Annotated in this window: 16 protein-coding genes, 1 tRNA gene and 1 other RNA gene; 7 read left to right on the top strand and 11 right to left on the bottom strand. The window is 63.8% G+C overall.

The features are described 5' to 3' along the window. Positions 1-7: 7 nt before the first annotated feature. Both NEK97_RS14280 and NEK97_RS14275 read right to left on the bottom strand, forming a co-directional pair. Entirely contained in the window at positions 8-2,008 is a 2,001-nt protein-coding gene (locus tag NEK97_RS14280; RefSeq protein ID WP_235519763.1) for an alpha/beta hydrolase, read from the bottom strand. Between the two features lie 95 nt (positions 2,009-2,103). Next, positions 2,104-2,622, bottom strand: a complete 519-nt coding sequence (locus tag NEK97_RS14275) for a DUF427 domain-containing protein (protein ID WP_235519764.1) — start codon at positions 2,620-2,622, stop codon at positions 2,104-2,106. A gap of 86 nt (positions 2,623-2,708) precedes the next feature. On the opposite strand from NEK97_RS14275, the gene NEK97_RS14270 reads away from it, so the two are divergent. Beyond that, complete coding sequence (locus NEK97_RS14270; RefSeq protein WP_257370510.1) at positions 2,709-3,782, top strand: hypothetical protein; 1,074 nt, start codon at positions 2,709-2,711, stop codon at positions 3,780-3,782. Positions 3,783-3,912: 130 nt separating this feature from the next. Here the strand turns inward: NEK97_RS14270 and recR are convergent, their stop codons facing one another. The 4 genes from recR to NEK97_RS14250 form a co-directional block, all read right to left on the bottom strand. Then, positions 3,913-4,512 carry a recombination mediator RecR gene (gene recR, locus NEK97_RS14265; RefSeq protein WP_144661436.1) on the bottom strand — a complete coding sequence of 200 codons (600 nt, stop codon included), beginning with the start codon at positions 4,510-4,512 and terminating at the stop codon, positions 3,913-3,915. A 33-nt stretch (positions 4,513-4,545) separates the two neighbouring features. Next, the gene (locus NEK97_RS14260) at positions 4,546-7,650 is read right to left on the bottom strand and encodes a DNA polymerase III subunit gamma and tau (RefSeq protein ID WP_257370509.1); all 3,105 of its coding nucleotides are present in this window, start codon (positions 7,648-7,650) and stop codon (positions 4,546-4,548) included. A 33-nt stretch (positions 7,651-7,683) separates the two neighbouring features. Further along, positions 7,684-7,780, bottom strand: an RNA gene (gene ffs / locus NEK97_RS14255) — signal recognition particle sRNA small type. Positions 7,781-7,870: 90 nt separating this feature from the next. Then, the gene (locus NEK97_RS14250) at positions 7,871-8,194 is read right to left on the bottom strand and encodes a hypothetical protein (RefSeq protein ID WP_211713955.1); all 324 of its coding nucleotides are present in this window, start codon (positions 8,192-8,194) and stop codon (positions 7,871-7,873) included. A gap of 302 nt (positions 8,195-8,496) precedes the next feature. Here NEK97_RS14250 and NEK97_RS14245 point away from each other — a divergent pair. Beyond that, positions 8,497-8,581 (top strand) — tRNA-Ser (locus NEK97_RS14245). 46 nt (positions 8,582-8,627) lie between these two features. Here the strand turns inward: NEK97_RS14245 and NEK97_RS14240 are convergent. Next, positions 8,628-9,557 carry a LysR substrate-binding domain-containing protein gene (locus NEK97_RS14240; protein ID WP_257370508.1) on the bottom strand — a complete coding sequence of 310 codons (930 nt, stop codon included), beginning with the start codon at positions 9,555-9,557 and terminating at the stop codon, positions 8,628-8,630. Positions 9,558-9,680: 123 nt separating this feature from the next. On the opposite strand from NEK97_RS14240, the gene NEK97_RS14235 reads away from it, so the two are divergent. Then, positions 9,681-13,154 (top strand): bifunctional proline dehydrogenase/L-glutamate gamma-semialdehyde dehydrogenase, encoded by a 3,474-nt coding sequence (locus NEK97_RS14235; protein ID WP_257370507.1) that lies wholly within the window; start codon positions 9,681-9,683, stop codon positions 13,152-13,154. A gap of 164 nt (positions 13,155-13,318) precedes the next feature. Here the strand turns inward: NEK97_RS14235 and NEK97_RS14230 are convergent, their stop codons facing one another. Continuing rightward, a complete protein-coding gene (locus NEK97_RS14230; RefSeq protein ID WP_257370506.1) occupies positions 13,319-14,233 on the bottom strand; it encodes an oxygenase MpaB family protein in 915 nt (304 codons plus the stop codon). Between the two features lie 63 nt (positions 14,234-14,296). After that, the gene (locus NEK97_RS14225) at positions 14,297-15,736 is read right to left on the bottom strand and encodes an MFS transporter (RefSeq protein WP_257370505.1); all 1,440 of its coding nucleotides are present in this window, start codon (positions 15,734-15,736) and stop codon (positions 14,297-14,299) included. Positions 15,737-15,821: 85 nt separating this feature from the next. On the opposite strand from NEK97_RS14225, the gene NEK97_RS14220 reads away from it, so the two are divergent. Then, a complete protein-coding gene (locus NEK97_RS14220; protein ID WP_257370504.1) occupies positions 15,822-16,199 on the top strand; it encodes a MarR family winged helix-turn-helix transcriptional regulator in 378 nt (125 codons plus the stop codon). A 288-nt stretch (positions 16,200-16,487) separates the two neighbouring features. Then, the gene (locus NEK97_RS14215) at positions 16,488-18,140 is read left to right on the top strand and encodes an ABC-F family ATP-binding cassette domain-containing protein (RefSeq protein WP_257370503.1); all 1,653 of its coding nucleotides are present in this window, start codon (positions 16,488-16,490) and stop codon (positions 18,138-18,140) included. On the opposite strand, the gene NEK97_RS14210 is transcribed toward NEK97_RS14215, so the two are convergent. Then, positions 18,123-19,553: an MFS transporter gene (locus NEK97_RS14210; RefSeq protein ID WP_257370502.1), complete on the bottom strand. Its 1,431-nt coding sequence runs from the start codon at positions 19,551-19,553 to the stop codon at positions 18,123-18,125. The genes NEK97_RS14215 and NEK97_RS14210 overlap by 18 nt on opposite strands. 95 nt (positions 19,554-19,648) lie before the next feature. Here NEK97_RS14210 and NEK97_RS14205 point away from each other — a divergent pair, with 95 nt between their 5' ends. After that, a complete protein-coding gene (locus tag NEK97_RS14205; RefSeq protein WP_257370501.1) occupies positions 19,649-20,206 on the top strand; it encodes a TetR family transcriptional regulator in 558 nt (185 codons plus the stop codon). Positions 20,207-20,224: 18 nt separating this feature from the next. Here NEK97_RS14205 and NEK97_RS14200 read toward each other — a convergent pair whose 3' ends face one another. After that, positions 20,225-20,431, bottom strand: coding sequence for a hypothetical protein (locus NEK97_RS14200; protein WP_257370500.1), 207 nt, complete (start codon positions 20,429-20,431; stop codon positions 20,225-20,227). A 263-nt stretch (positions 20,432-20,694) separates the two neighbouring features. Between NEK97_RS14200 and NEK97_RS14195 the strand changes: the two genes are divergently transcribed. Further along, a complete protein-coding gene (locus NEK97_RS14195; protein WP_257370499.1) occupies positions 20,695-22,185 on the top strand; it encodes a M23 family metallopeptidase in 1,491 nt (496 codons plus the stop codon). Positions 22,186-22,228: the final 43 nt, after the last annotated feature.

Here is a 22,228-nt window from a genome sequence, read left to right as displayed (position 1 = left end):
GACTTGTTCATCGGCCAGCAAATCCGGCCGGCGGCGAGACAGGCCGCGCGCCTGGAAGGGTACGGTCTCCGTGGCCGGTCGTTGTGAGGGCAGCTTCGTACAGGGCGGTGGTTCCTTTGTCCAGGTAGCCGTATCCGTCGCCGTCTTTTCTGTGTACCAGGGTGTTGTGTTCGGTGGTGCCGTGGTAGCGGGTCCCGTCAATCGTGGCTGATTCCGAGGAGAACACTTTCGCATCGAAGGATTCCAGGCGCGGATCCTGGCGCAGGAAGCGGCCCATTTGGGCCAGCCCATCGCCACTGGCGTGGCTGGCATAGACCTGCCCGGGACGCACGTGGAGTTCACCGGCGTTTCGGATCTCCTTTTCGATGCCGGCGGAGCCGAGCATCGTGAAGGAAGCGACGTTCAATTCCGCGGCGGCAAGGGCGTCTGAGGTCACCGTGGTGCCGTAGGAATGAGCCAGCACGTTCAGAGTCTCCGGGGTCCTGTTGCCCAAGCTTTCTCTGACGGCGTTGAAGCCCTGAAGGTCTGTGACGAAGCGGTCGGCGCCGGCGCGGGCGGCATCGCCACTGTTCACGCTCGGAACCGTGGGCGGTTCGTAGTTGATCCATGCCACCACAGCGAAAGACTTATCCCTAGAGAGCAACTTTTGTTGCGCCTGAAGGTTCGCGGCGTTGAACGCCCAGTCGTTAAAACCGCTCTGCGGGGTGATGTTCATACCGGAGACGGCGTAGGTGACGTTGTCAGCCGTGTCCGGGTTGCCAGCAGAGACCTGTGCCTTGGGGGAGCCGTGGGTAAGATCGAATCCGAGCAAAACAGCAACATCCGCGGCCCCGGCGTTCGTCAGGGCCTCACCGATGCCATTGAGGGCCTTTTGCTGCGTTTGCAGCCGTGTCCAAGCAGGGTTGGTCACGGACAGGCCTTGGCTTGCGGGCAGGAATTGAGGCGTTTTGGTGAGTTCGTCTTTGATGCGCTCGTCCTCGGTGGCGAGGCGTATGCGATTGGCCTTGTCCCGGGCAGTGGCGGTGACACCGTTCAGGTTCCCGATGACTCCGGGAAGGGTCTGGATCAGAAAAAGCTGGGCCTCGCCGGGTTCGATTGTCCCGGTGGCGACCGTCTGGCCGAGTCCGGCCCACCACTTGGCGATCATCACAGGGTCCAGCCCTGGTTGCTCGAGCAGCCCCTGAAGCCGTTCCTTGTTGGCTGGGGTGGCCAGCCACGCCTTTAGTTGTGCGGCGTTAAGGGCCCCGATGTCGGTCAAACTCACTTGCCGTGGGGGAGCGTACTGAATGAGAACGCTGTTGAGGATGGTGTCAGCCATGGAGCCGCTGCCAGCTGCTTCAAATGCTGCGGCGATGCGTTCGACCCACCCAGCATCAGCAGTGTTCTCACTGAGCAGCTGCTCGAAACCGGGCACGAAGGTGACGCTGCCGCTGTTCACCCAGGAACAAGCAGCGGTGAAACTACCCCAGGCGTTCCGCACACGTCCGAGTTCACTATTGAGGATGTTTGTGGAAGTTCGGGATTGGGACGCGAAGTCGCGCAGCTTTCCCGGGTCCGCCGCGCTTGTCCCGGCTTCTGATCCACCGGCGAACCTTGCCCGCTCCCTTGGGGAGAATTCTGCTGAAACCGTCGGTGTGGGCAACGGCCATTCCGCGGGCATGGGGTCACTCAACGGACTCAGGAAAGACTGAAATTGTTGTTCACGGATGTCGGCGCGTTGCTGCCAGTCGGCGAGGTTCTTCAGCCGCGACTTCTCCCGCGCGGCCCGCAGCTTTGCTTCCTGGACATCCTCCACCAACGCGGCGAGAACACTGGCAAGGCGGACACGGTCATCAGCCCTGACGGCACAGGCCTGGAGGAACAAGCGGGCGTAGCCCCCTTTGAAATCCTCCATGACACGATCAATGGCTCCCGACAGGAACGCGCCCTCGGAGCGTAGAGCCTCATCCGCGGAATCGGCAGCACTGATTAGAGCATCGGCCGCGCCGTCATCGAAAGCAATCCCCATAACCGAATCCCCCGAACGAATGGTTTATCCATCGAATAGCATAATAGCTCGAGTGGCCTCCATTGACGCGTTCGTGGGGGGCAGTGTTCGGGATCTCACCAGCCTGCGGAGCCGGGTTCACCCTTGAAAGGCCCCACAATGCGCCGAGTGATCCAACCCCCGTAGAAACCGCCAGATTGCGCCGTTACTGGTTCGCCGTCAATTTCGCATGACTCCATACGGCCCGGGTACAGGGCAACCCGTGTTCTGAGAGCCTCGAAACCCTGCGTGGGTTCCGGGTAGGTCCACCCGCCGCGGGATGCGACCACACTGTTTGCCACGACGTCGAAGTAAGCCGCCATCCCCTTGAATTCGCAGAAAGTTCCGCCTTCCACCGGGATCAATACTCCGGCAGGGAACGCCTCGAAGGGCAGGTAGTAGACGGGAGGGTGGCTGGTTTCGAGGACCCTGACCGAATCCACGGTGTCCGCAATGATCCGGCCGCCGAGCCGGACCACAATCCTTTCCGAGCGGTGCTGCACCACCGGAGGCCTTGGATAGTCCCATACCGACTCCTGCCAGCTCAGCGGGGTGACGGGCTGCGGACGCTTGGGGAAACGGGGGAGTTGGGCCATGAACTATGGTCCCACCTTCTTCCGGCATCTCTGTTGATGCGTGACGCCCAGGCGTACCATCCACGTCATGAGGATTGCGTGGTGCCTTGGCCGGCGTTCCTGACCGTTCGGGCAAGCGGGGTGCCGGTGCAAACGAGCCGGAGTACGAGGTCATCGGCGGTGGATTGGTTGACGATCAGCCGCGGGTGACTTCATCCAGCGGTGGTTCGGAACCACCGCCTGCGGCCGTCGTCAAAACTGCCCTGAAACTGGCTTGGCGGGATGCCCGGAATTCGTTGTTCTCCTGGTGGTTTTGGCTGGGCTGCTGTTGCGCCATCGCCTTTGCAGGTGGCGTTGCCGCTGCAATGGTTGCCTGGGTGCAATCGCTCGAAGGGTTCGACTCGGACGTCTTGGGTGCCACCTACGTCTTTATGGCTGGATTCCTGGCCTTGGCCGCCGCGATACTGGGTGTCATCTGTGGCTTCCGGCATGCCTGGTCGAGCATTCTGGTCCGCTTCCTCGCAGCGACCATCCGTGGAGTCGTTTTCGCTGCGCTGTCATGTGTGGTCCTGCTGATCGTGGGTTTCAACACGGGTGGGCCGCCAGCGCTGGCTGGGGCGGCCGCCGTCGTGATTGTCCTGGAGGTGGGACTGTTCGGCCTCATGGGCGGAGGTGCGCGGGCTTGCTTTGCCTCTACCGTTCCGGCGGGCGTCCTGGCTGGGGTGGTGACGATGTTCCTTTGCCTCGGGAATGGCGCGCTCACTCTGTTGCTGCTTGCCGGAACCAGTGAGATGGGCGGCGCCTCAGTGCCCGTGAACGTGGAGAGGGACGACGCGGGGAGGATCACTGCATACGAGTGTGTTGGCAGCCTGCACGAGGTGGAGGTGGTGCATACGGAACGCGTGGCATGGCTTGCGGCATCGAATCCTGCGCTGCTCCTGGGGAGTATTGGAGCCCAGTTTGTGCACCCTGACCATGTCGTCGGATGGATGTTGGCCGGGCTCCAGTACGCCGCCGACGGCCCATCCCGCGAAGTCCCTTGCCTGGACGGAGAATCGAGTGCCGGGCTCGCGCCGCCGGTGCCCGTGGCTTTCGCCGGCTTTGCAGTACAGGCAGCATTTGCTGCGCTGCTCACCATTTCAGGGCGTTGGTTGAAGGCGCGGAGGGCGGGCATTTCCTGACTGCCCAAGGCTCCCCTTGAATTCTGTGTCCGGAAAGATCGTTGACTACTTCAACATGGCGAGGAGCGCAGCCGGACAAGTAGTCACCGCCGCAGATGCCACCTACGTGGTGGTGGTCCCGGAACCGAAGCTACAACAGCGCGTTGCGCCTTCCTTCGAATGCCCGGCCCAGCGTGACTTCGTCGGCGTACTCGAGGTCGCCACCCACGGGAAGCCCGGAAGCCAGCCGCGTCACAGCGACCCCAATGGACTTCAACATACGCGCCAGGTAGGTAGCTGTGGCCTCACCCTCGAGGTTGGGGTCGGTGGCGATAATGATCTCCTGGATGGCGCCATCATTCAATCGGGTCAGGAGCTCGCGGATCCGCAACTGCTCCGGACCGATGCCAGCGATCGGATTGATGGCGCCACCCAGCACGTGGTACCGGCCACGGAAGGACCGGGTCCGCTCAACGGCCAGGACGTCCTTGGACTCCTCAACCACGCAGATGACCGACGGGTCCCTGCGTGGATCCCGGCAAATGTTGCAGGTCTCCTGCTCGGTCACGTTGAAGCAGACCGAGCAGAACTTCACCCGTTCCTTAACCGTGGTGATGGCCGTCACCAGACGCTTCATGTCCTCTGGATCAGCCTCCAGGATGTGGAACGCCAGGCGCTGCGCTGATTTGGGGCCCACACCGGGAAGCCGGCCGAGCTCGTCAATCAGCTCCTGAACTGCACCTTCGTACACAATGTCCTCATTTGGTTGAAATCAATGCTGCAATCAGCGGTTGTGCAGGGGAGAACCGTCCAAGGCGCGCTCTTCGATCAGCTTTCCGCCCAGAATACGCTCCACCGCAGCCCGCCCAAAGACCCTCGATTCCTCGATGGTTTCGTCCTCAGGGCTGGGGATGTCCTCCGCAGTCGCCGTGGGGGCTGCCTGGGTCCTGGCCGGCGCTTGGACGCGACCAGCCTGTGCCTCAGGGCTGTTGGTCAGTCGCTGGTACAGGCTTTGACGACCGTTGGGACTGCCCGACGCCGGACCCTCCTCGAGCGTGGCAACGGAACCGTGCGCTTCAACCGGCTGCGCGGCCAAGGAAGGCCATGTCGCGGGGGCGCTGCCGGTGGCCTGCGTTGCCGTGGCCTGGGGTGCGGGCCAGCTCGACGCCGGAGCGACGTCCCAGCTCGACCCTGCGGGAGCGTCCGGGCCGGTTGGGTGGCCGTACGTTCCAGCTGCGGCTTCGGGAACCTGGGCCGCGGCGGGCTCGTAGTCAGGGGTGTCCACTGCGGCGGCAGCGGTCTCTTCCGGGGCTTGCGGCTGCCTGCCCACGTTCGACTCCGTGCCTACTACCCATGTTCCCGGCGCCTTCTCTACTGCCCTGGACCACGGGTCCTCGGAGGTGCCGGAGGGCGCCCCCGGAGTGCTGGGTACCGTGGCTGGTGAAGGCTTGGGCGGGGACGGTTTTCCATCCGAAGTTGCTGCTGCAACCGGGGACGGTGCTGTGCCTGTGCCAGGACGGCCGTATCCGGACGGCGGCTCCCAGTCCGCAGGGGGCTCCTCATCCAGCGGAGGCGCATCCTCGTCGAGGGGCGGGCCCCAATCGTCATCCGGGTAGGAGTAGTCGCCGGCCGAGGTGGAGCTGGCCTGAGCCTTTCCCTGCGTTGAGGGCTGCGGTGCGGGTTCGGCTGGCGACACGGAGGCAACCTGCGACACGGATGCAACCTGCGCCGTAGCTTCGGTTTTCACCGCGGTATCAGCAAGCGCCCGTGGGGTCGAAGCGGGCGCAGCCGGGCTCGTTGGCATGTGGGCAGGTTCCGGCGACGGGGCAATCGGGGATGCCTCCGACGCGGGAGTACCCGCCGGCGCAAGACCCCAGGCGGAGTCGACCGCTGAGACGGCGGCTGGAGAGGCTCCCGCTGGTGCTGCTGCGTCGGGCACTGGCGCAACACTTGCCGCTCCACCGCCTGCCGACGCCGGGGTGTCCCGGCTAGTAGGTGCTTTTGGGTTTGGCTCAGAGCTCGCTGAGCTGTTGCCGCCGGCCACCGCGACGATCTGGCAATCAATGCCCAGGGTCTTGTGGATTGCTTGGCGAAGGTTCTCGGAGTGGTCCGCGCGCCCGAAGGCACCGGCCAAGCCACCGGTCGTGAACGCCAAAGTGAGCAGTTGGCCGTCGAACTGGGCCACTTGGGCGTTGGGCTCGACGAGCGCCCACGTGCTGCGCTTGATCTTGGTCAGCGTTTGGAGAACGTCAGGCCAGGCGCGGCGAAGAGCTTCTACGTCCCCAGCCCCCGACGGAGCCGGTTCCGATTGTGGCGCTGGGGCTTGGGCGGGAGCCGGCGCAGCCTGTGCAGGAGGAGCGGCTTGAGCTGGAGCCGGCGCAGCCTGTGCAGGGGCGGCAGGCTGCGCCTGTGGCGATGGTTGAGGTGCGACAGCCTGCGGTGCGCGGCCGGCAGTCGACCGTTCCTCCACAGGCCAATCGTTGGTGGAAACCCGTGGCGCCGTGATGGGGTCGCGGTTGACTGCGGCGACGGCCGGCTCAGGAGTTGCAGGAGCCGATGGCTGGGAGGCCGACGGTGCTGCAGGTTCCTGCACAGGGGTCGGTTCCGGCCGGGTGGGCTCCGGAGCAGCAACCACCGGTGCGGGAACGTTCGGTGCTGCTTCCACCGAAGCCACGGCGGCAGGCGGGGCAGCAGCAACAGCCGGCTTTCCGGCGTCGCCCGCGTAGTTCAGGCGACGTTCCACGCGGTCGATGCGCGCAGCGATACCCCGTTCGGTCTGCTCCGAGCTGGGGAGGAGAATTCGAGCGCACAGGAGTTCAAGGTGAAGCCGCGGCGACGTAGCGCCGGTCATTTCCGTCAGTGCGGTGTTGGTGACATCCGCCGCGCGGGAAAGTTCCGCTGCGCCAAGGTTAGTGGCCTGGTTGCGCATACGGGCGATCTGGTCGGCGGGCATGCCGCGGAGGATGGCTTGGGCGCTCTCGGGCATCGCCTGAACAATGATCAGGTCGCGGAAGCGTTCCAAAAGGTCTTCGACGAAACGCCGGGGGTCGTGGCCCGTCTGGATGACGCGGTCCACTGCTTTGAAGACCACTGCGGCATCCGAAGCTGCAATGGCATCCACGATGTCGTCCAGCAGGGACGCATGGGTGTAGCCGAGGAGGGCAACAGCGAGCTCGTAGTCCAGGCCGTTCGGCCCGGCGCCGGCCATGAGCTGGTCCAGCACGGAAAGGGTGTCACGGACCGAACCGCCACCGGCGCGGATCACCAGGGAAAGCACCCCGGGAGCAACTGGAACGTTCTCCTGCTGGCAGAGCAGCTCAAGGTAGTGCATGAGCGGCTCCGGGGGCACCAATCGGAAGGGGTAGTGGTGCGTGCGGGAGCGGATGGTGCCGATGACCTTGTCCGGCTCGGTGGTGGCGAAGATGAACTTGATGTGTTCCGGCGGCTCTTCAACGATCTTCAGGAGCGCGTTGAAGCCGGCGGACGTGACCATGTGGGCCTCGTCAATGATGAAGATCTTGTAGCGGTCACGGACCGGGGCGAAGGTTGCCCGCTCGCGGAGGTCGCGGGCGTCGTCCACGCCACCGTGGCTGGCGGCGTCAATCTCAATGACGTCCAGCGACCCGGATCCGCCACGGGCCAGTTCGATGCAGCTGGGGCATTTGCCGCAGGGCGTGTCAGTGGGGCCCTCGGCGCAGTTCAGGCAGCGGGCAAGGATGCGCGCTGACGTGGTCTTGCCACAGCCGCGGGGGCCGGAGAAGAGGTAGGCGTGGTTCACGCGGTTCTTGCGGAGCGCCGTCATCAGCGGCTCTGTGACGTGTTCCTGCCCGATAACGTCCGCGAAAGAGTCGGGCCGGTACCGTCGATAAAGGGCAGTTGTAACAGTCACAAGTGAAACCTACCTATAGGGACTGACATTTAAATAAGAGACCCCTCATGCACCCGCCAGAGCCCATCTACCCTTGCTACCTTCCGGTCCTGGGGGAGTTCAACAGGATGACGCCACATGAGGGGCCGTCGACAAGCTTACCCGAACTCGGGGCGGGGTTCGAATCGGCCATCGACGGCTGTGGATACGGCTCGACGGCGGGTGGTTGGGCTGCGCGGATCTACCGCCAGCCGTTCACCGGCCAGGTCATAAAGGCCGGTTCCTCGTAAGGGTGCGACGCCCGCAAAGCCAGCACAACGCCGTCGAGAATTTCCTCCTCCACCACGCACTCGACCCGAATTTCCGGCACCTGCTCCTCAATCCCAACGTCGCCAACGAACGGCCGCGCCCCCGGCAACGGTGTGAAGCGGCCTGTGCCTGGGGAAGTGAAGGCACAGTGTGAGTAGTCGCCGATCCGTCCGGCGCCGGCATCACCGATGGCGAGGAGAACTTCCTCAATATGCGTCTCAGGTACGTAAACCACCAGTGCATGAAGCTGCGTCATGCAGACATCTTGTCAGCAACTTCGGCTACAAACAGATCTCAACCATTGCAAATCCGAGGTTCGCGGCGGACCATGGGTATGTACACCGATTGGGGCAATCTCAAGGTTGTGAGCTGCGGGGCCTGGGGGCGAGGGGCCGGACCCGGTGGCTCAACGATGTACCGCAAGAATGGGCGCGTTGGGGGCGTCCATTTTTCCGTTAAGCGCCAATTTGCCACCCCCTTGGGGAGCCCGGGTTTGGGTCGATTACGCGATGCCGAAATTCTCAGGTACAGTAGTATCTGCTTTCGAATCGGAAGCAAGGAGAATTCGCCTAGCGGCCTATGGCGCACGCCTGGAACGCGTGTTGGGTTAACGCCCTCGGGGGTTCAAATCCCCCATTCTCCGCGTTTGGCCCCAGTCCTCGGACTGGGGCCTTTTGCGTATCCGGGAGTTATCCGGCGTCCGCCTGCTGCTCCGCGTCCAGTTGTTGCGCCGCTGCCACGCGCTCCAGAACTTCCCGGCAGGCCGCCGTCGCCGGGTGGATCCGCCCGGCAGTGCGGGTGGAGGTGAAGACGGTTCGCTTCGGCAGCCCCGGCAGGTCCAGCAATTGAACGGTCCGGGTGCGTCCGGTCCAGACGAGGTCGGGCATGAGCGCTACGGCGTTTCCGGATTCAATGAGCCGGATCTGTGCTTGGAGGTCGGCTGTTTCATACCGGACGTCGGGTTCGAAGCCCGCGGAACGGCAGGCCTGCTCCGCCCAATGCCGGGAAGCTGCGCCGCGGGGTTCCATGACCCAGGGCATGGAGGCAGTGTCGGCCAGGGTGGAGACGGCTTCGCCGCCCAGTCCCACCGGGGGAGTGGCAAGCCGGATGGCATCGCTGGTGAGGATGACGCGGTCCAGGCCGCTGTGGTGCGGAGCGGCATGGCCAGGGTACTGCTCGGCAACCACCAGGTCGAAGTCCCGCGCCCAGGTTTCGTACAGGGCCGTTTCGGGTTCGCGCTGGGTCATTTCGACGCGCACCTCCGGGTACTCCTGCCGCATGATGGTGAGGAAACCGGGAAGCAGCGCCAGCGCCGCGGACTGGAACACGGCCAGGCGCACGGTTCCCGTCACCATCGATAGTGAAGCTGCCAGATCGGTTTCGGCCTTTTCCAAGGTCTCCAGGAGTGCCGCGGTGTGGGCTACAAGGATCTCCGCCTGCGGGGTCAGCTGGACCCTGCGCCCGGCTTTGCGGAGCAGTTCAACCCCGGCCTCCTTCTCCAGGAGGGTCAGCTGCTGCGACACCGATGAGGGGCTGTACTGCATCGCGTCGGCCACCTCGGCGAGCGTTCCGCGGATCTTTAACTCGTGCAGCAAACGGAGCCTGCGGACGTCCAGCAAGTCGGCCTCCAAAAGATCGGAATGGATAACGAATATTCGTCGGAAAAGATCGCTTTTCCTAACGTGATTGTAGATCCATACTGATGGAAACAAACAAACTTCTCCGCCTCAGAAGGAGCCCCCATGACCAGCACCATCCCGGATGCCACCGCCCCGAGCACCCAGGATTCCGGACAGTTCGATGATCTTGCCAAGGAAGCCATTGCCTTGGTCCGCCACTGGTTGACCGAAGCCAGCAAGATCCCCGTGGACGTCTCCGCCCAGCGCCTTGCCGGCGTCTTGAAAGACCCCAACGGCTTGGACTTCACGGTCGGATTCGTCGACGGCGTCATCCGTCCTGAGGATCTGTCCGTCGCCGGCCGTAAACTCGCCGAGCTGGCCCCGAAGGTCCCCAAGTTCCTCCCCTGGTACATGCGCAGCGCTGTCCGGGTGGGTGGCGTCATGGCTCCGATCCTCCCTCAGGTGGTTATTCCCATTGCCCGCCGCGTGCTCCGCGAAATGGTGGGCCACCTCATCGTCGATGCCACCGACGCAAAGCTCGGCCCGGCTATTGCCAAGATCCGCCAGGACGGCGTGCACCTGAACGTGAACCTTCTGGGCGAAGCCGTCCTGGGCGAGCACGAAGCCCAGCGTCGCCTCGAAGGCACCCTCAAACTCCTTGCCCGCGAGGACGTGGACTACGTTTCCATCAAGGAATCCTCCACCGTGGCCCCGCACTCGCCGTGGGCCTTCGACGAAGCCGTCGATCACGTAGTGGAGAAGCTCACCCCGCTATACCGCCTGGCCGCGTCCTTCCCGAAGCCCAAGTTCATCAACCTTGACATGGAGGAGTACAAGGACCTCAGCATGACCATCGCGGTGTTCAAGCGCATCCTGGACATGCCCGAGTTCAAGAACCTGGAAGCCGGCATCGTCCTCCAGGCCTACCTCCCCGACGCCCTCGGCGCCATGCAGGAACTGCAGGAGTGGGCCACCGAACGCCGTGCCCAGGGCGGTGCTCCCATCAAGGTCCGCGTGGTCAAGGGCGCCAACCTTCCCATGGAGCAGGTTGAGGCTTCCCTGCACGACTGGCCGTTGGCCACCTGGGGCAGCAAGCAGGACTCGGACACCAGCTACAAGAACGTCATCAACTACGCCCTCACCCCGGAGCGCATCGACGCCGTGCGCATCGGCGTCGCAGGCCACAACCTGTTCGATGTCGCCTTCGCCTGGCTGCTCGCCAAGCAGCGCGGAATTGCCCAGCAGGGACCGAAAGCCATCGAATTCGAAATGCTCCTGGGCATGGCAACCGGCCAGGCCACTGCGGTCCGTAAGGATGTCGGCAGCCTCCTGCTGTACACACCGGTGGTCCACCCCGGCGAGTTCGACGTCGCCATCGCTTACCTGATCCGCCGCCTGGAAGAGGGCGCCAGCCAGGAAAACTTCATGTCCGCAGTCTTCGAACTCAGCGAGAACGAAGCCTTGTTCAAGCGCGAGCAGCAGCGCTTCCTGAACTCCTTGGCCAACATGAAGGACGAGGTCCCGGGCCCCAACCGCAAGCAGGACCGCCGTCTCCCGGCCGAACCCGCACCCACCGAGGGATTCCGGAACACCCCTGACACGGACCCGGCACTCCCGGCCAACCGCGCCTGGGGCCGTGACATCCTCAAGCGCATCCCCGGTTCCACCGCCGGCAACAAGATCGTGGAGTCCACCAAGGTTTCCGACGCAGCCGAACTTGAGCGCATCATCACCTCCGCAGTGGATGCTGGAAAGGCCTGGGGTGCCCGTCCCGCCGCCGAGCGCGCCGCCATCCTGCACCGCGCCGGTGGAGTCCTCGAAGCCCGCCGCGCTGAACTCCTTGAGGTCATGGCCTCCGAGACTGGCAAGACCATCGACCAGGGAGACCCCGAGGTCAGCGAAGCAATCGACTTCGCGCACTACTACGCCGAGCGCGCCAAGGACCTGGAAACGGTCGACGGCGCCACGTTCGTCCCAGCGAACCTCACCGTGGTGACCCCGCCGTGGAACTTCCCGGTGGCAATCCCCGCAGGCTCGACCCTCGCAGCGCTCGCCTCAGGCTCCGCCGTCGTGATTAAGCCTGCAAAGCAGGCCCGCCGCTCCGGTTCCGTCATGGTGGACGCCCTGTGGGAAGCCGGTGTTCCGCGTGAAGTGCTGGCGCTCGTCCAGCTCGAAGAGCGTGAGCTTGGCACCCAGCTGGTTTCGCACCCCAGCGTTGACCGCGTGATCCTTACCGGTGGCTACGAAACGGCTGAATTGTTCCGTTCCTTCCGCCAAGACCTGCCGTTGCTCGCGGAGACGTCCGGCAAGAACGCCATCATCGTCACACCGAGTGCCGACCTTGACCTCGCTGCGAAGGACGTCGTTTACTCGGCATTCGGCCACGCCGGACAGAAGTGCTCCGCCGCGTCCTTGGTGATCCTGGTGGGCTCGGTCGCGAAGAGCGCCCGCTTCCACAACCAGCTGATCGACGCCGCACGGTCCCTGACCGTGGGCTACCCGGAGAATGCCACCACGCAGATGGGGCCGATCATTGAACCGGCAAACGGCAAGCTCCTCAATGCCCTCACCACCTTGGGCGACGGCGAAACCTGGGCCATCAAGCCCGAGCGCCTCGACGAGACCGGCCGCTTGTGGTCCCCGGGTATCCGTTCGGGCGTCAAACGTGGCTCCTACTTCCACCTGACCGAGTTCTTCGGCCCGGTGCTGGGTGTCATGACCGCGGAAACCCTTGAGGAAGCAATCGCCATCCAGAACGAGATCGAGTACGGCCTCACCGCCGGCCTGCACTCCCTGGACTCCGCCGAGATGGGCGTCTGGCTGGACACCATCCAGGCCGGCAACCTGTACGTCAACCGCGGCATCACCGGTGCGATCGTCCAGCGCCAGCCGTTCGGTGGCTGGAAGAAGTCGGCCGTGGGCGCCGGAACCAAGGCCGGTGGACCGAACTACCTGATCGGCCTGGGCAGCTGGCTCCCTGCCGAGGCAAAGGCCAAGCGCGGCACCGTCCTTCAGGGCGCGGCCTCGCAGATTCTTGCCGCTGCCAAGTCCGCTGACGTGACTGCCAAGGAACTCCAGACCCTCAAGCAGGCACTCTTCAGCGACGCCGCCGCCTGGGAATCTGAGTTCGGCACACGCAAGGACGTTTCCGCGCTGACCGCTGAGCGCAACGTCTTCCGCTACCGCTCCCTCCCTGTGACAATCCGCCTCTCCGAAGGTGAGCGGCTCGCGGAGCTGCTCCGTGTCGTAGCAGCCGGTGCAGTGGCGGGCTCGAAGCTCACGGTGAGCTCCGCCGTCGTACTTCCCGACGCAGTGGTGACCGTGTTCGCGAACCTGGGCGTCAGCGTCCGGGTCGAGGACGACGCCGCGTGGCTGGCCCGTGCGGCAAAGTTCGACGCCGGCCGCATCCGCTTGATCGGTGGCGACTTCGCCGCGCTGAGCGCGGCCATGGGTGGCCGTCCGGACGTCGCGGTCTACCACGGGGCTGTAACCCAGGCTGGCCGGATCGAGATGCTGCCGTTCCTTCGCGAGCAGGCTGTGTCCATCACGGCGCACCGCTTCGGTACCCCGAACCACCTGTCGGATGCGTTGATCTAGTTGGTCCGCCGAGGGGTGAGCTCTCGGCGGAAAGCAAGCCCCTAAGTCCCGAAAGCCAACCCCTGGGCGCACCTCATCACAAGTGAGGTTGCGTCGAGGGGTTGGCTTTCGGCTTTATGGGCACCCTCGAAGGGGCGAGAGCTCACCCCTCGGCGAAGGGCTCCTCAAGCGTCCGCGTAACCAAGCCTCTGCAACCGTCTCAGGGCTGCTTGTTCGCTGGGCCCGTGGGATCCGAGGGCCAGGCGAACCATGCCCAACACAGCCCTGGCCGAGGTGATGACGGGCAAGGGGATGGGGCCAAACCTGGGCGGCCGGAGCCCCAGCATGTCCTGATAGCGGGGTTCGAGGCTTGCGACGGCGGCGGCGAACAGGATGCGGTAGCCAGGACGGAGCATGGGGCTTAGTGGCGGATGGCGAATGAACCACACTGTCTCGGCCAGGCGTTCGTCGGCCCGCAGGATTCCTGAGGCGTACCACTGCTCCAGTTCTTCACGGACCTCGGCTTCGGTCAGTGGAGGATCCTCTATTCCCATGAGCCTGCCGGCTGTAGCCCACTCGCGGACGTAGGCGTCGGCTCCGCCGGGGATGGGTCGGCCCCAGATGCGGTTGGCGGTTATGAAGGAGTCAGCGTAGGTGATGTGTACCCAGCGGAGGAGTTCGGGATCGTTGGCCGCGTAGTCGCGCTGAATTCCTTTGCCGTCAACGTACGTCCCGCGGACGCGCTCATGGATTTTCCGAACCCGTGTGGTGGCGGCCCGGGCGTCCTCAGTTGATCCGTAGGTCACCGTGAAGATCCACCTGATGGTGTTCGCCAGGCGGCCGAGCGGATCCTTCTGGAACCCGGAGTGCTCGTACACGCCAGCCAGCGCGCCGGGATGCAGGGCCTGCATCAGCAGGACCCTGATCCCGGCGACGATCGTTGCCACGTGACCGTGAACCGACCAGACTGCCGACCCCGGCAGGTGATATCCGGCGTCGTGCCCTTCCGCCAGACGCGGTACCCACTCAGGCGGCGTCCCCGACGTCCCTGTGAACGTGCGCTGGAGTTCGTGCCTGTACTCGGTGAGGTAATTCCTCATGGTCCATTCGACCTCGGAATGACCCCCGTGTATAGGGGCACTTTTTGTGCAAAAGCGCAGCGGTCAGGAGGCGACCCGGCGTCGGGAAGGCGCTGCTGCCACCAGCAAGGCGGCAATGGCGACGGCGGCACTCAGGATCAGTCCCGGACGGTACTGTTCCAGCATGGCCTGGGCGCTGACGGTACCCGCAGAGTGTCCGTGGCCGCTCACCAAGGCCGTGGTGACGGCCAGTACCAGTGCGGCGCCGACCTGGGTGCTGGTCTGGATCAGACCGGCTGCAAGCCCTTGCTCAGAGTCGCGGATGCCGGCAGTGGCCTGGACATTGATGGACGGGAAAGCCAACGCGAAGCCGATCCCCAGCAGGACCACCGACGGCAGGATGTCCAGCGCGTAGTTGGGCGTGGTTCCCACCCGCAGGAACAGGACATAGCCCAAGCCGAGGGCCGTCAGGCCGGTGAGGATGAGCTGCGTGGCCCCGAACTTTTCGATGAGACGGTCCGCGAACGGTGCGCTGGTGGCCACCAGCAAACCCGCGGGCAGCAAAGCGAGTGCCATCCCCAGCGGCGTCCAACCCAGCACGGACTGCAGGAACATGGTGACGATGAACTGGAAGCTCAGGTAGGAACCGAAGAGGCCCACTGCGCTCAGGTTTGCCCGGGCCACCCAACCTTCCTTGAGGATACCGAAGCGGATCAGCGGGTGCTTGACCTTGCGCTCGATGATTGCGAAGGCCACCAGCACGGCAACAGAAACTGCGAACCCGGCGATTGTTGCCACAGATCCCCAGCCCTGTTCAGGTGCTGAAACCAAGGTGTAGACGAGGCCGAGCATGCCCAAAGCGAGCGTCACGGCACCCCAGATATCGTGCCCGCTGTCTTCCACCGACGGCTTGTCCTTGGGAATGAACTTCATGCCCAGCAGGACCACGATCACGGCGATCGGCACCGAGACAAGGAATGTCCAGCGCCAGCTCAGGCTGGTCATCAGGCCGCCAACCACCAGGCCCAGCGAGAAGCCACTGGCACCGAAGGTGGTGAAGATGGACAGCGCCTTGTTGCGCTCGCGTCCCTCCGCAAAGTTGGTGGTGATGATGGAGAAGCCGGTGGGGGCGGTGAAGGCGGCAGCGAGGCCCTTGACGAACCGGGTGGCGATCAAGATGGCGGGATCGTCAACCAATCCGCCAAGGAGCGACGCTGCCGCGAATACGGTCAGGGCAATGAGGAAGATTCGACGGCGGCCCAGCAGGTCCGCGAGTCGGCCGCCGAGGAGCAGCAGGCTCCCGTAGCCAAGGACGTAGGCGGAAACGATCCATTGCAGGGAGTCGGTCCCCAGGTTGAGTTCATGTCCGATCGAGGGCAATGCAACGCCGACCATGGAGACGTCCAGCCCGTCCAGGGCCAGGACAGTGCATACGACCATCAGGAGCAGCCACTGTGCCCGCGTCCAGCGGACGGCTGCAGCCAGGGGCTCGGCAGGCTTTTTGAGGGTGGTGGGTGATGTCATGAGCAACAATCTATATGACGCGTCATTCAATGACAAGGAATATTATGACGTGGATTCTAACTGCGTCATGAACTAGAATCAGGACATGGCAACGACGCGTGACCGCCAACTTGTTGAGCAGTGGCGAAGCATCCAGGACTCCTACTTCCGTACCGCAGCGGCGATCGACCGTGCCCTGGAAGCCAAATTCGATATCGGCCTGAATGAGTTCGAAATCCTCGATCTCGTAGCCGACAGCGAAGAGTCTTCGTGCCGGATGAAGTCGTTGGGGGAGCGGACGCCCATGACTCAAAGTGCGGTCTCCAAGGTGGTGGACCGGCTCGAAAAAGCCGGCCTCGTGACGCGCCAGACCTGCGCCGACGACCGCCGCTCGTTGTTCCTGGAACTGACTGCGGCGGGCCGCGCCCTCCACTCAACTGCCGCCGTCGAGCACCGCGCGTTGCTTAAGGAAAACCTGGGCTGAAGCGGGCGGGAGGACTTCTTCGCATGTCCGATGACCGGGGGCGGCAATGCCGGGCGGCGTGGGACGGCGTCAGCCCCCGGTCCCTCCCGCCAGAAGGCCATTGGCGGCAAGTTGCCTTCGTTGGAGGCTTTTGCGAGACTGTAAGCCTCTATTCCCCAGTGTTAGGCCGATGTTTTGACGGGCATTACAGGTTTCACGACGCCAACCGTGCGCTGACCTTGCCCTGATGCCCTTGCCGGCCCGTGGTTGCAGCGCATTCGCTGAAACCACTGGAGCCTTCGGAGCATCATGTCTACAACAAAAAACCCGTCCATCACCCTGACCGACGTGCGCCTTCAGTGGCCCGACGGTACCGTCGCCCTTGCCGGGATCTCCGGAACATTCGGATCGGGCCGTACAGGCCTTGTGGGATCCAACGGTGCCGGAAAATCAACCTTGCTGCGCCTCATAGCCGGGAGTCTTGCCCCTACGAGCGGCAGTATTACGACCAACGGTGATGTCGGGTACCTTCCGCAGACACTCACCCTCGCGACCGACTCAACGGTGGCAGACCTGCTGGGTATCGGCCAGAAGTTGAAAGCACTGCGGGCCATCGAAGCCGGCGATGTTTCGGTGGAGAACTTCGATGCGGTGGGCGATGACTGGGATATCGAAGCCAGGGCGGACAAATCCTTGCGCCACATCGGCTTTACGGGGGCGGACCTGGAGCGGAACGTAGGCGAAATTTCGGGAGGCGAAGCCATGCTTGTTGCCATCACAGGGCTCCGGATTCAGCGGACAGCAATCACTCTCTTGGACGAGCCAACGAACAACCTGGACAGGCAGGCGCGAACCAAACTGTCCGCCCTCCTCTCCACGTGGCCGGGGACGCTGGTGGTGGTCAGCCACGACCTGGCACTGCTGGAGTTGATGGACAACACGGCGGAACTGCATGGTGGAGAACTCGAAGTGTTCGGGGGTCCGTACAGTGCTTGGCGGTCTTATGTGGATGAGCGGCAGGCCGCAGCGGTTCAGGCTGCCCAAGCTGCCAAGCAGGCCGTGAAGACTGAGAAGCGCCAGCGACAGGAAGCTGAAATGAAGCTGGCGCAGCGTGCCCGCACCGGTCAAACCAGCTATGACAACAAGAAGGGCTCCAAGATCCTTATGAATCAGCGGGCCTCCGATGCGCAGGTGTCAGCGGGCAAGCTGCGATCAGGATCGGATGACAAGGTGGACGCTGCCCAGGCTGCGCTGGATGTGGCTTCCTCCAAAATCAGGGAAGACGAACGGATCAGCGTGAACCTTCCGGATCCGGACGTTCCCCGCAGCCGGCGGATCGCCGAGCTGCGGGGAACCAATCGTGCCTTTGTGGTGGAAGGACCGGAACGGGTGGCCATCATCGGCGCCAACGGGGTGGGAAAAACCACCTTGCTCGAACGCCTGGTCAGCGGGGAACCGTTGACAGACGATGATGACGACGTCGAATCCGGCACCGCAGGTGGTCAGCTCCTGACCGGGCGGTCTGGCTATCTGCGGCAGCGGCTCGATGGCCTGGACGAGGCCGCGACAACCTTGGAAAATGTTCAGGCGGCAGCGCCACGTGTCCCCGTCGGGGAAATCCGCAACCAGTTGGCCCGGTTCTTGTTGCGGGGCGATAGCGTCTACCGTCCCGTTGGGACTCTCTCCGGTGGGGAACGGTTCAGGGTTTCCTTGGCCAAGCTTCTCTTTGCCGATCCGCCGCCACAGGTACTGATTCTCGACGAGCCAACAAACAACCTCGACATACAGAGCGTGGACCAACTCGTGGAAGCGTTGAATGCCTACCGCGGTGCCGTCATCCTGGTCAGCCACGACGACGGGTTCCTGGCCCGTCTCGATCTGGACCTGGTGCTGAGCCTGGACCATGACGGGTCACTCACCGAGCTGCCGTCTCTACCCGTTGGGTCACGGTCGGGAAGCTGACGCGTTTCCCGCCGCCCTGCGTTGCGCGAGGTAGATCAGTGCTGCGCAGGGGACGGCAAGCGCGTAAAACCATGTGGCCGAGGTGAAGACAGCTCCGTAGGCTTCGGCTCTTGCCGTTCCTTCGGCTGTTCCGCCGGAGCCCGCGAACACCACGGTCAACAGCGCCAGCCCAATGGACCCGCCGAGTTGATGTGCCGTGTTGACCAATCCGGAGGCGGCGCCGTTGTCCGCTGGTGCCACCCTGGACATGCCAAACTCGGTCAACAGGATGATTGCTGTTCCTTGGCCGATTCCGAGCACGATCAGCGGAAGCAGGACGTCCGGAAAATACGCGGTGTCCGGGCCTATGGAACTGAGCCACAGCATGCCCAGGCCCGCGATGACCAACGAGGCCACCAGCAGCGCGGGCTTACCCAGTAAGGCGCTGAGGGGTTTGATCACGTAGACCATGAGGAAGAACAGGAGCGTGAGCGGAATGTAGGCGATGCCGGCGGCGAAGGCGCTGAATCCCAGCACATTCTGGAGGTACTGGCTGAGGAAATAGAAGGTGGAGAACATGGCCCCCACGATCAGAATCCGGATGATGTAGGCGCCCGACCGGGTCATGTCTTTGAAGAGGCGCAGGGGAGTGATGGGCCGCTCGGCATGACGCTCGACGAGCACGAAAGCCAGAAGCAGGAGCACGGCTGCCGCGAGTGAAACGATGGTCGTCAGGTTCCCCCACCCAGCCTCGCCCGCGTTCACGAGTCCATAGACCAAGGCGGACATTCCCGCTGTAACTGTCAACGCGCCCGGGATGTCTACACTGCCTTTGACCCTTCCGGTTTCCGGCAGGCAACGTGGGCTCAGCAGCAAGACGGCAATTCCGATCGGAACATTGATCAGCAAGCCCCATCGCCACGACAGCAGGTCTGTGAAGACACCGCCCACGATGATGCCCACGCTGCCCCCTGCCCCGATCACGGCACTGTAGATGCTGATCGCTTGGGACCGTTCCCCGGGCTCGGGGAAAGTCTGCACCAGGAGCGCCAGGGTTGCCGGAATGGCGAAGGCCGATGCGGCACCTTGGAGTACGCGGGCCCCGATCATGACCTCGGCGTTGAAGGCGACCCCGGCCAGCAGGGATGCCAACGTGAAAACTCCTACGCCGACCATGAAGACCCGGCGCCTGCCCAGAAGGTCTCCGACGCGGGCGCCCAGCAACAACAGCCCTCCGAAAGCCAGCGCATAGCTGTTCTGGACCCACGAGAGGGTGGTGCTGTTGAAGCCAAGTTCGCGTTCAAGGTGCGGCAGGGCCGTGGTCACGATGGACGTGTCCAACACCATCATCAACTGGCAGCCCAAGATGACCGCCAAGGTTATGGTTCTGGACAATCGCGTGGCAGGGGTTGTTTCCATCTGCGTTGCTGACATGTCGGACCCTTTCTAAGTAACTAACTGGTTGGTTTTTAACCATGCGCTTGAAATGCATCGATGTCAACTAACCAGTTACTTGCTATGGTGGGGACATGGCGAGAGACGCAGAAGCAACCAGGCAGCGGATCCTGAAGGCGGCAGAGGAGGAGTTTGCCAGCCATGGCATAGCCGGGGCGCGGGTGGACCGTATTGCTGACGAGGCACTGGCCAACAAGGCGATGCTGTACCGGTATTTCGGCAGCAAGGAGCAGTTGTTCGACGAGGTCTTCTCCCGGCGGGTGGTCGCAGTAGTGGAGGAGACCGAATTCGACGCACTGGACTTGCCGGCGTACGCGGCCCGTGCTTTTGACCTCTACCAGAAGGACCCCAATGTCCTCAGGCTCACCAACTGGTACATCCTTGAACGCGGCCAGGCGGCGGACCTTGAAACCTTGGTGGCCTCACACCAGGAAAAGCTTTCCCGGATCGAAAGCGCCCAGAAAGCCGGCAACCTTCGCTCTGATCTCACACCCATCGAGCTGCTGGCAAGCGTGCGCGCCTTGGCCATGACCTGGCACACGCTCACTCCCGAGATGGCACGGTCCAAGCTTCCGAGCCTCAAACGGCGCCGCGAAACCATCATGGAGAACGTACGCAGACTCGTCAGCTAGTCCGACACTAGGTCCGAATCAGGGCTTTCCTTCGTAAAGGCCATCTACGGCCGAGGCCATCAGCCGGAGATCGACAGGGGACGCCACCAGTGCTTCGTGCACGTAGGCGTCGAACTCGAAAGCGGTGGCGTTTCCTCCCCGACCCCAGTATCCGGCCCACAATCGGTAGAGGGTCACGGCATTCTTCTCTAAAAGGATGCGTGCGGTCCCCTGTGGATCATCCATGGTGACATCCCAGTGCTATCGAGGCGCTCTCTTGCGCGGCATGAAATAATCCGCCTGCTTAGCGTCCACCGTACAGGGCTCGGAGCCCCCGATTGCACGGGCCACGACTGCCTGAGGCAAAGCTCAAGGCATCTTGAGCCAAAACTGATGAAACCTTTCCTTGGCAAGGGCCCGGGAAGCCTTTATTTCTGCTGTGATTCCCGCAACAATGGTGCTTGCACGCCAGGCTGGGGTTTGGTGCCGCTGGCTTTGGGGAGTGTTTTGTGGGCAAGCATCATGATTCAAACCGGGCAGTAAAACTGATCCGTGCCATAGGTTTCCACCGCATCCTGATCGCTGGAAGCCTCGCCATTCTGGCGTTCATCGCATTTGGCTTCCAGCCACTCACCTCAGTGCCCGCCGGCAGCATCGGTGGTTCCCTGGCGCAGGGCGTTGTTGAACCGACGGCGTTGGGCACCTTGGTGGCGCCGGAGGCCGAGACCACGGTCATTGATCCCACCCCCGAGCCCCCGGCACAACAAGCCGGAACGCCTATGGTCCACTTCGACCGGGCCGTGGTCAGGACCGTCAGCAAGGATGGATCCACTGGCCTGACAGTTGCCTCTGCGGGTATGCCACGCCCGCCCGCGGGGAGCTTGTACGCGCCTCTTGAGGTCCTCAATCCGAGCTCGCCCTACGGCTACCGCTACAGTCCCTTGACTGGCCTCCCCGGTGAGTTCCACTGGGGCCAGGACTACGCTGCAGCATGCGGCACCCGGGTCTACGCCGCCGACGCCGGTATCGTCCGGGCGGTTGGGTGGCACATTTGGGGCGGCGGCAACCGTGTGGAAATCGAGCACGGCAACGGCCTGGTGACCACCTACAACCACCTGCAGGCGATCGGCGTCACCAAGGGCCAATCTGTGCGGGTGGGCGAAGTCATTGCCCAGGTGGGTACCACGGGCTGGTCCACAGGCTGCCACCTCCACTTCGAGACGATTGTCAACGGACTGCACACCAATCCGAACGGCTGGATCTACTTGCCCATCAAGCAGGTTGATCCGTTGCAGCCCATCACCATGGTGAGCTACGAGCCAGGCGTTGGAACGGGCACCACGGCCACCCCGCAGTGGGCCGTACCTGTGGCCGATGGCACCAACCGCGCAGTCATCGGCGGCGAACACGAAGAACCCGTGGCATTGCCAGTCGTGGTTCCACCGGTTTCCTCAACCCCGGCAGCGCCCAGCGCCCCAGGCACCAGCAACCCGCCAGCCACGCAGACCCCGGCGCCGTCCGTAACCGCAAAGCCGACGCCCACACCGACGCCCACCGTCACGCCGACACCCACGGTCACGCCGACGCCGACCGTCACGCCGACGCCGACCGTCACGCCGACGCCCACGGTCACGCCGACGCCGACCGTCACACCGACGCCCACGGTCACGCCCGCTCCCATACCGACGTCGACAACAACTGCGCCGTCCACGACTCCTGTGGCTCCGACGGTGACGGTCCCCGTCGCACCGGCACCGGCCGTCGTCGTACCTCCTGCGGTGCACGCACCAGCGGCCACGCCACCTGCTGCTGCTCCAGTGGCGCCAACACCGGCACCAGCTGCTCCCGTCGCGCCGGTGCCGTCGCCGGCAGCCGTACTTCCGACGACGCTCCCGGCGGTGGTCCTTCCGCCCGGATACATCCTGATCGGTACGGACAAGGTCCAGCGTCCGGACGGTGTGATCGTGCCGTTGTCCGCGCTGGTCATCCCGACGCCCTAGGTTTCGCCGCACGGCAAGCTCCCGTAAGCTCGATGGCGGCGAT

It is taken from the genome of Paenarthrobacter sp. UW852 (genome assembly GCF_024608385.1).
Taxonomy (GTDB): Bacteria; Actinomycetota; Actinomycetes; order Actinomycetales; family Micrococcaceae; genus Arthrobacter.
Note: the sequence above shows the minus strand (reverse complement) of the source record. Positions and strands in the feature narration are given on the sequence as shown.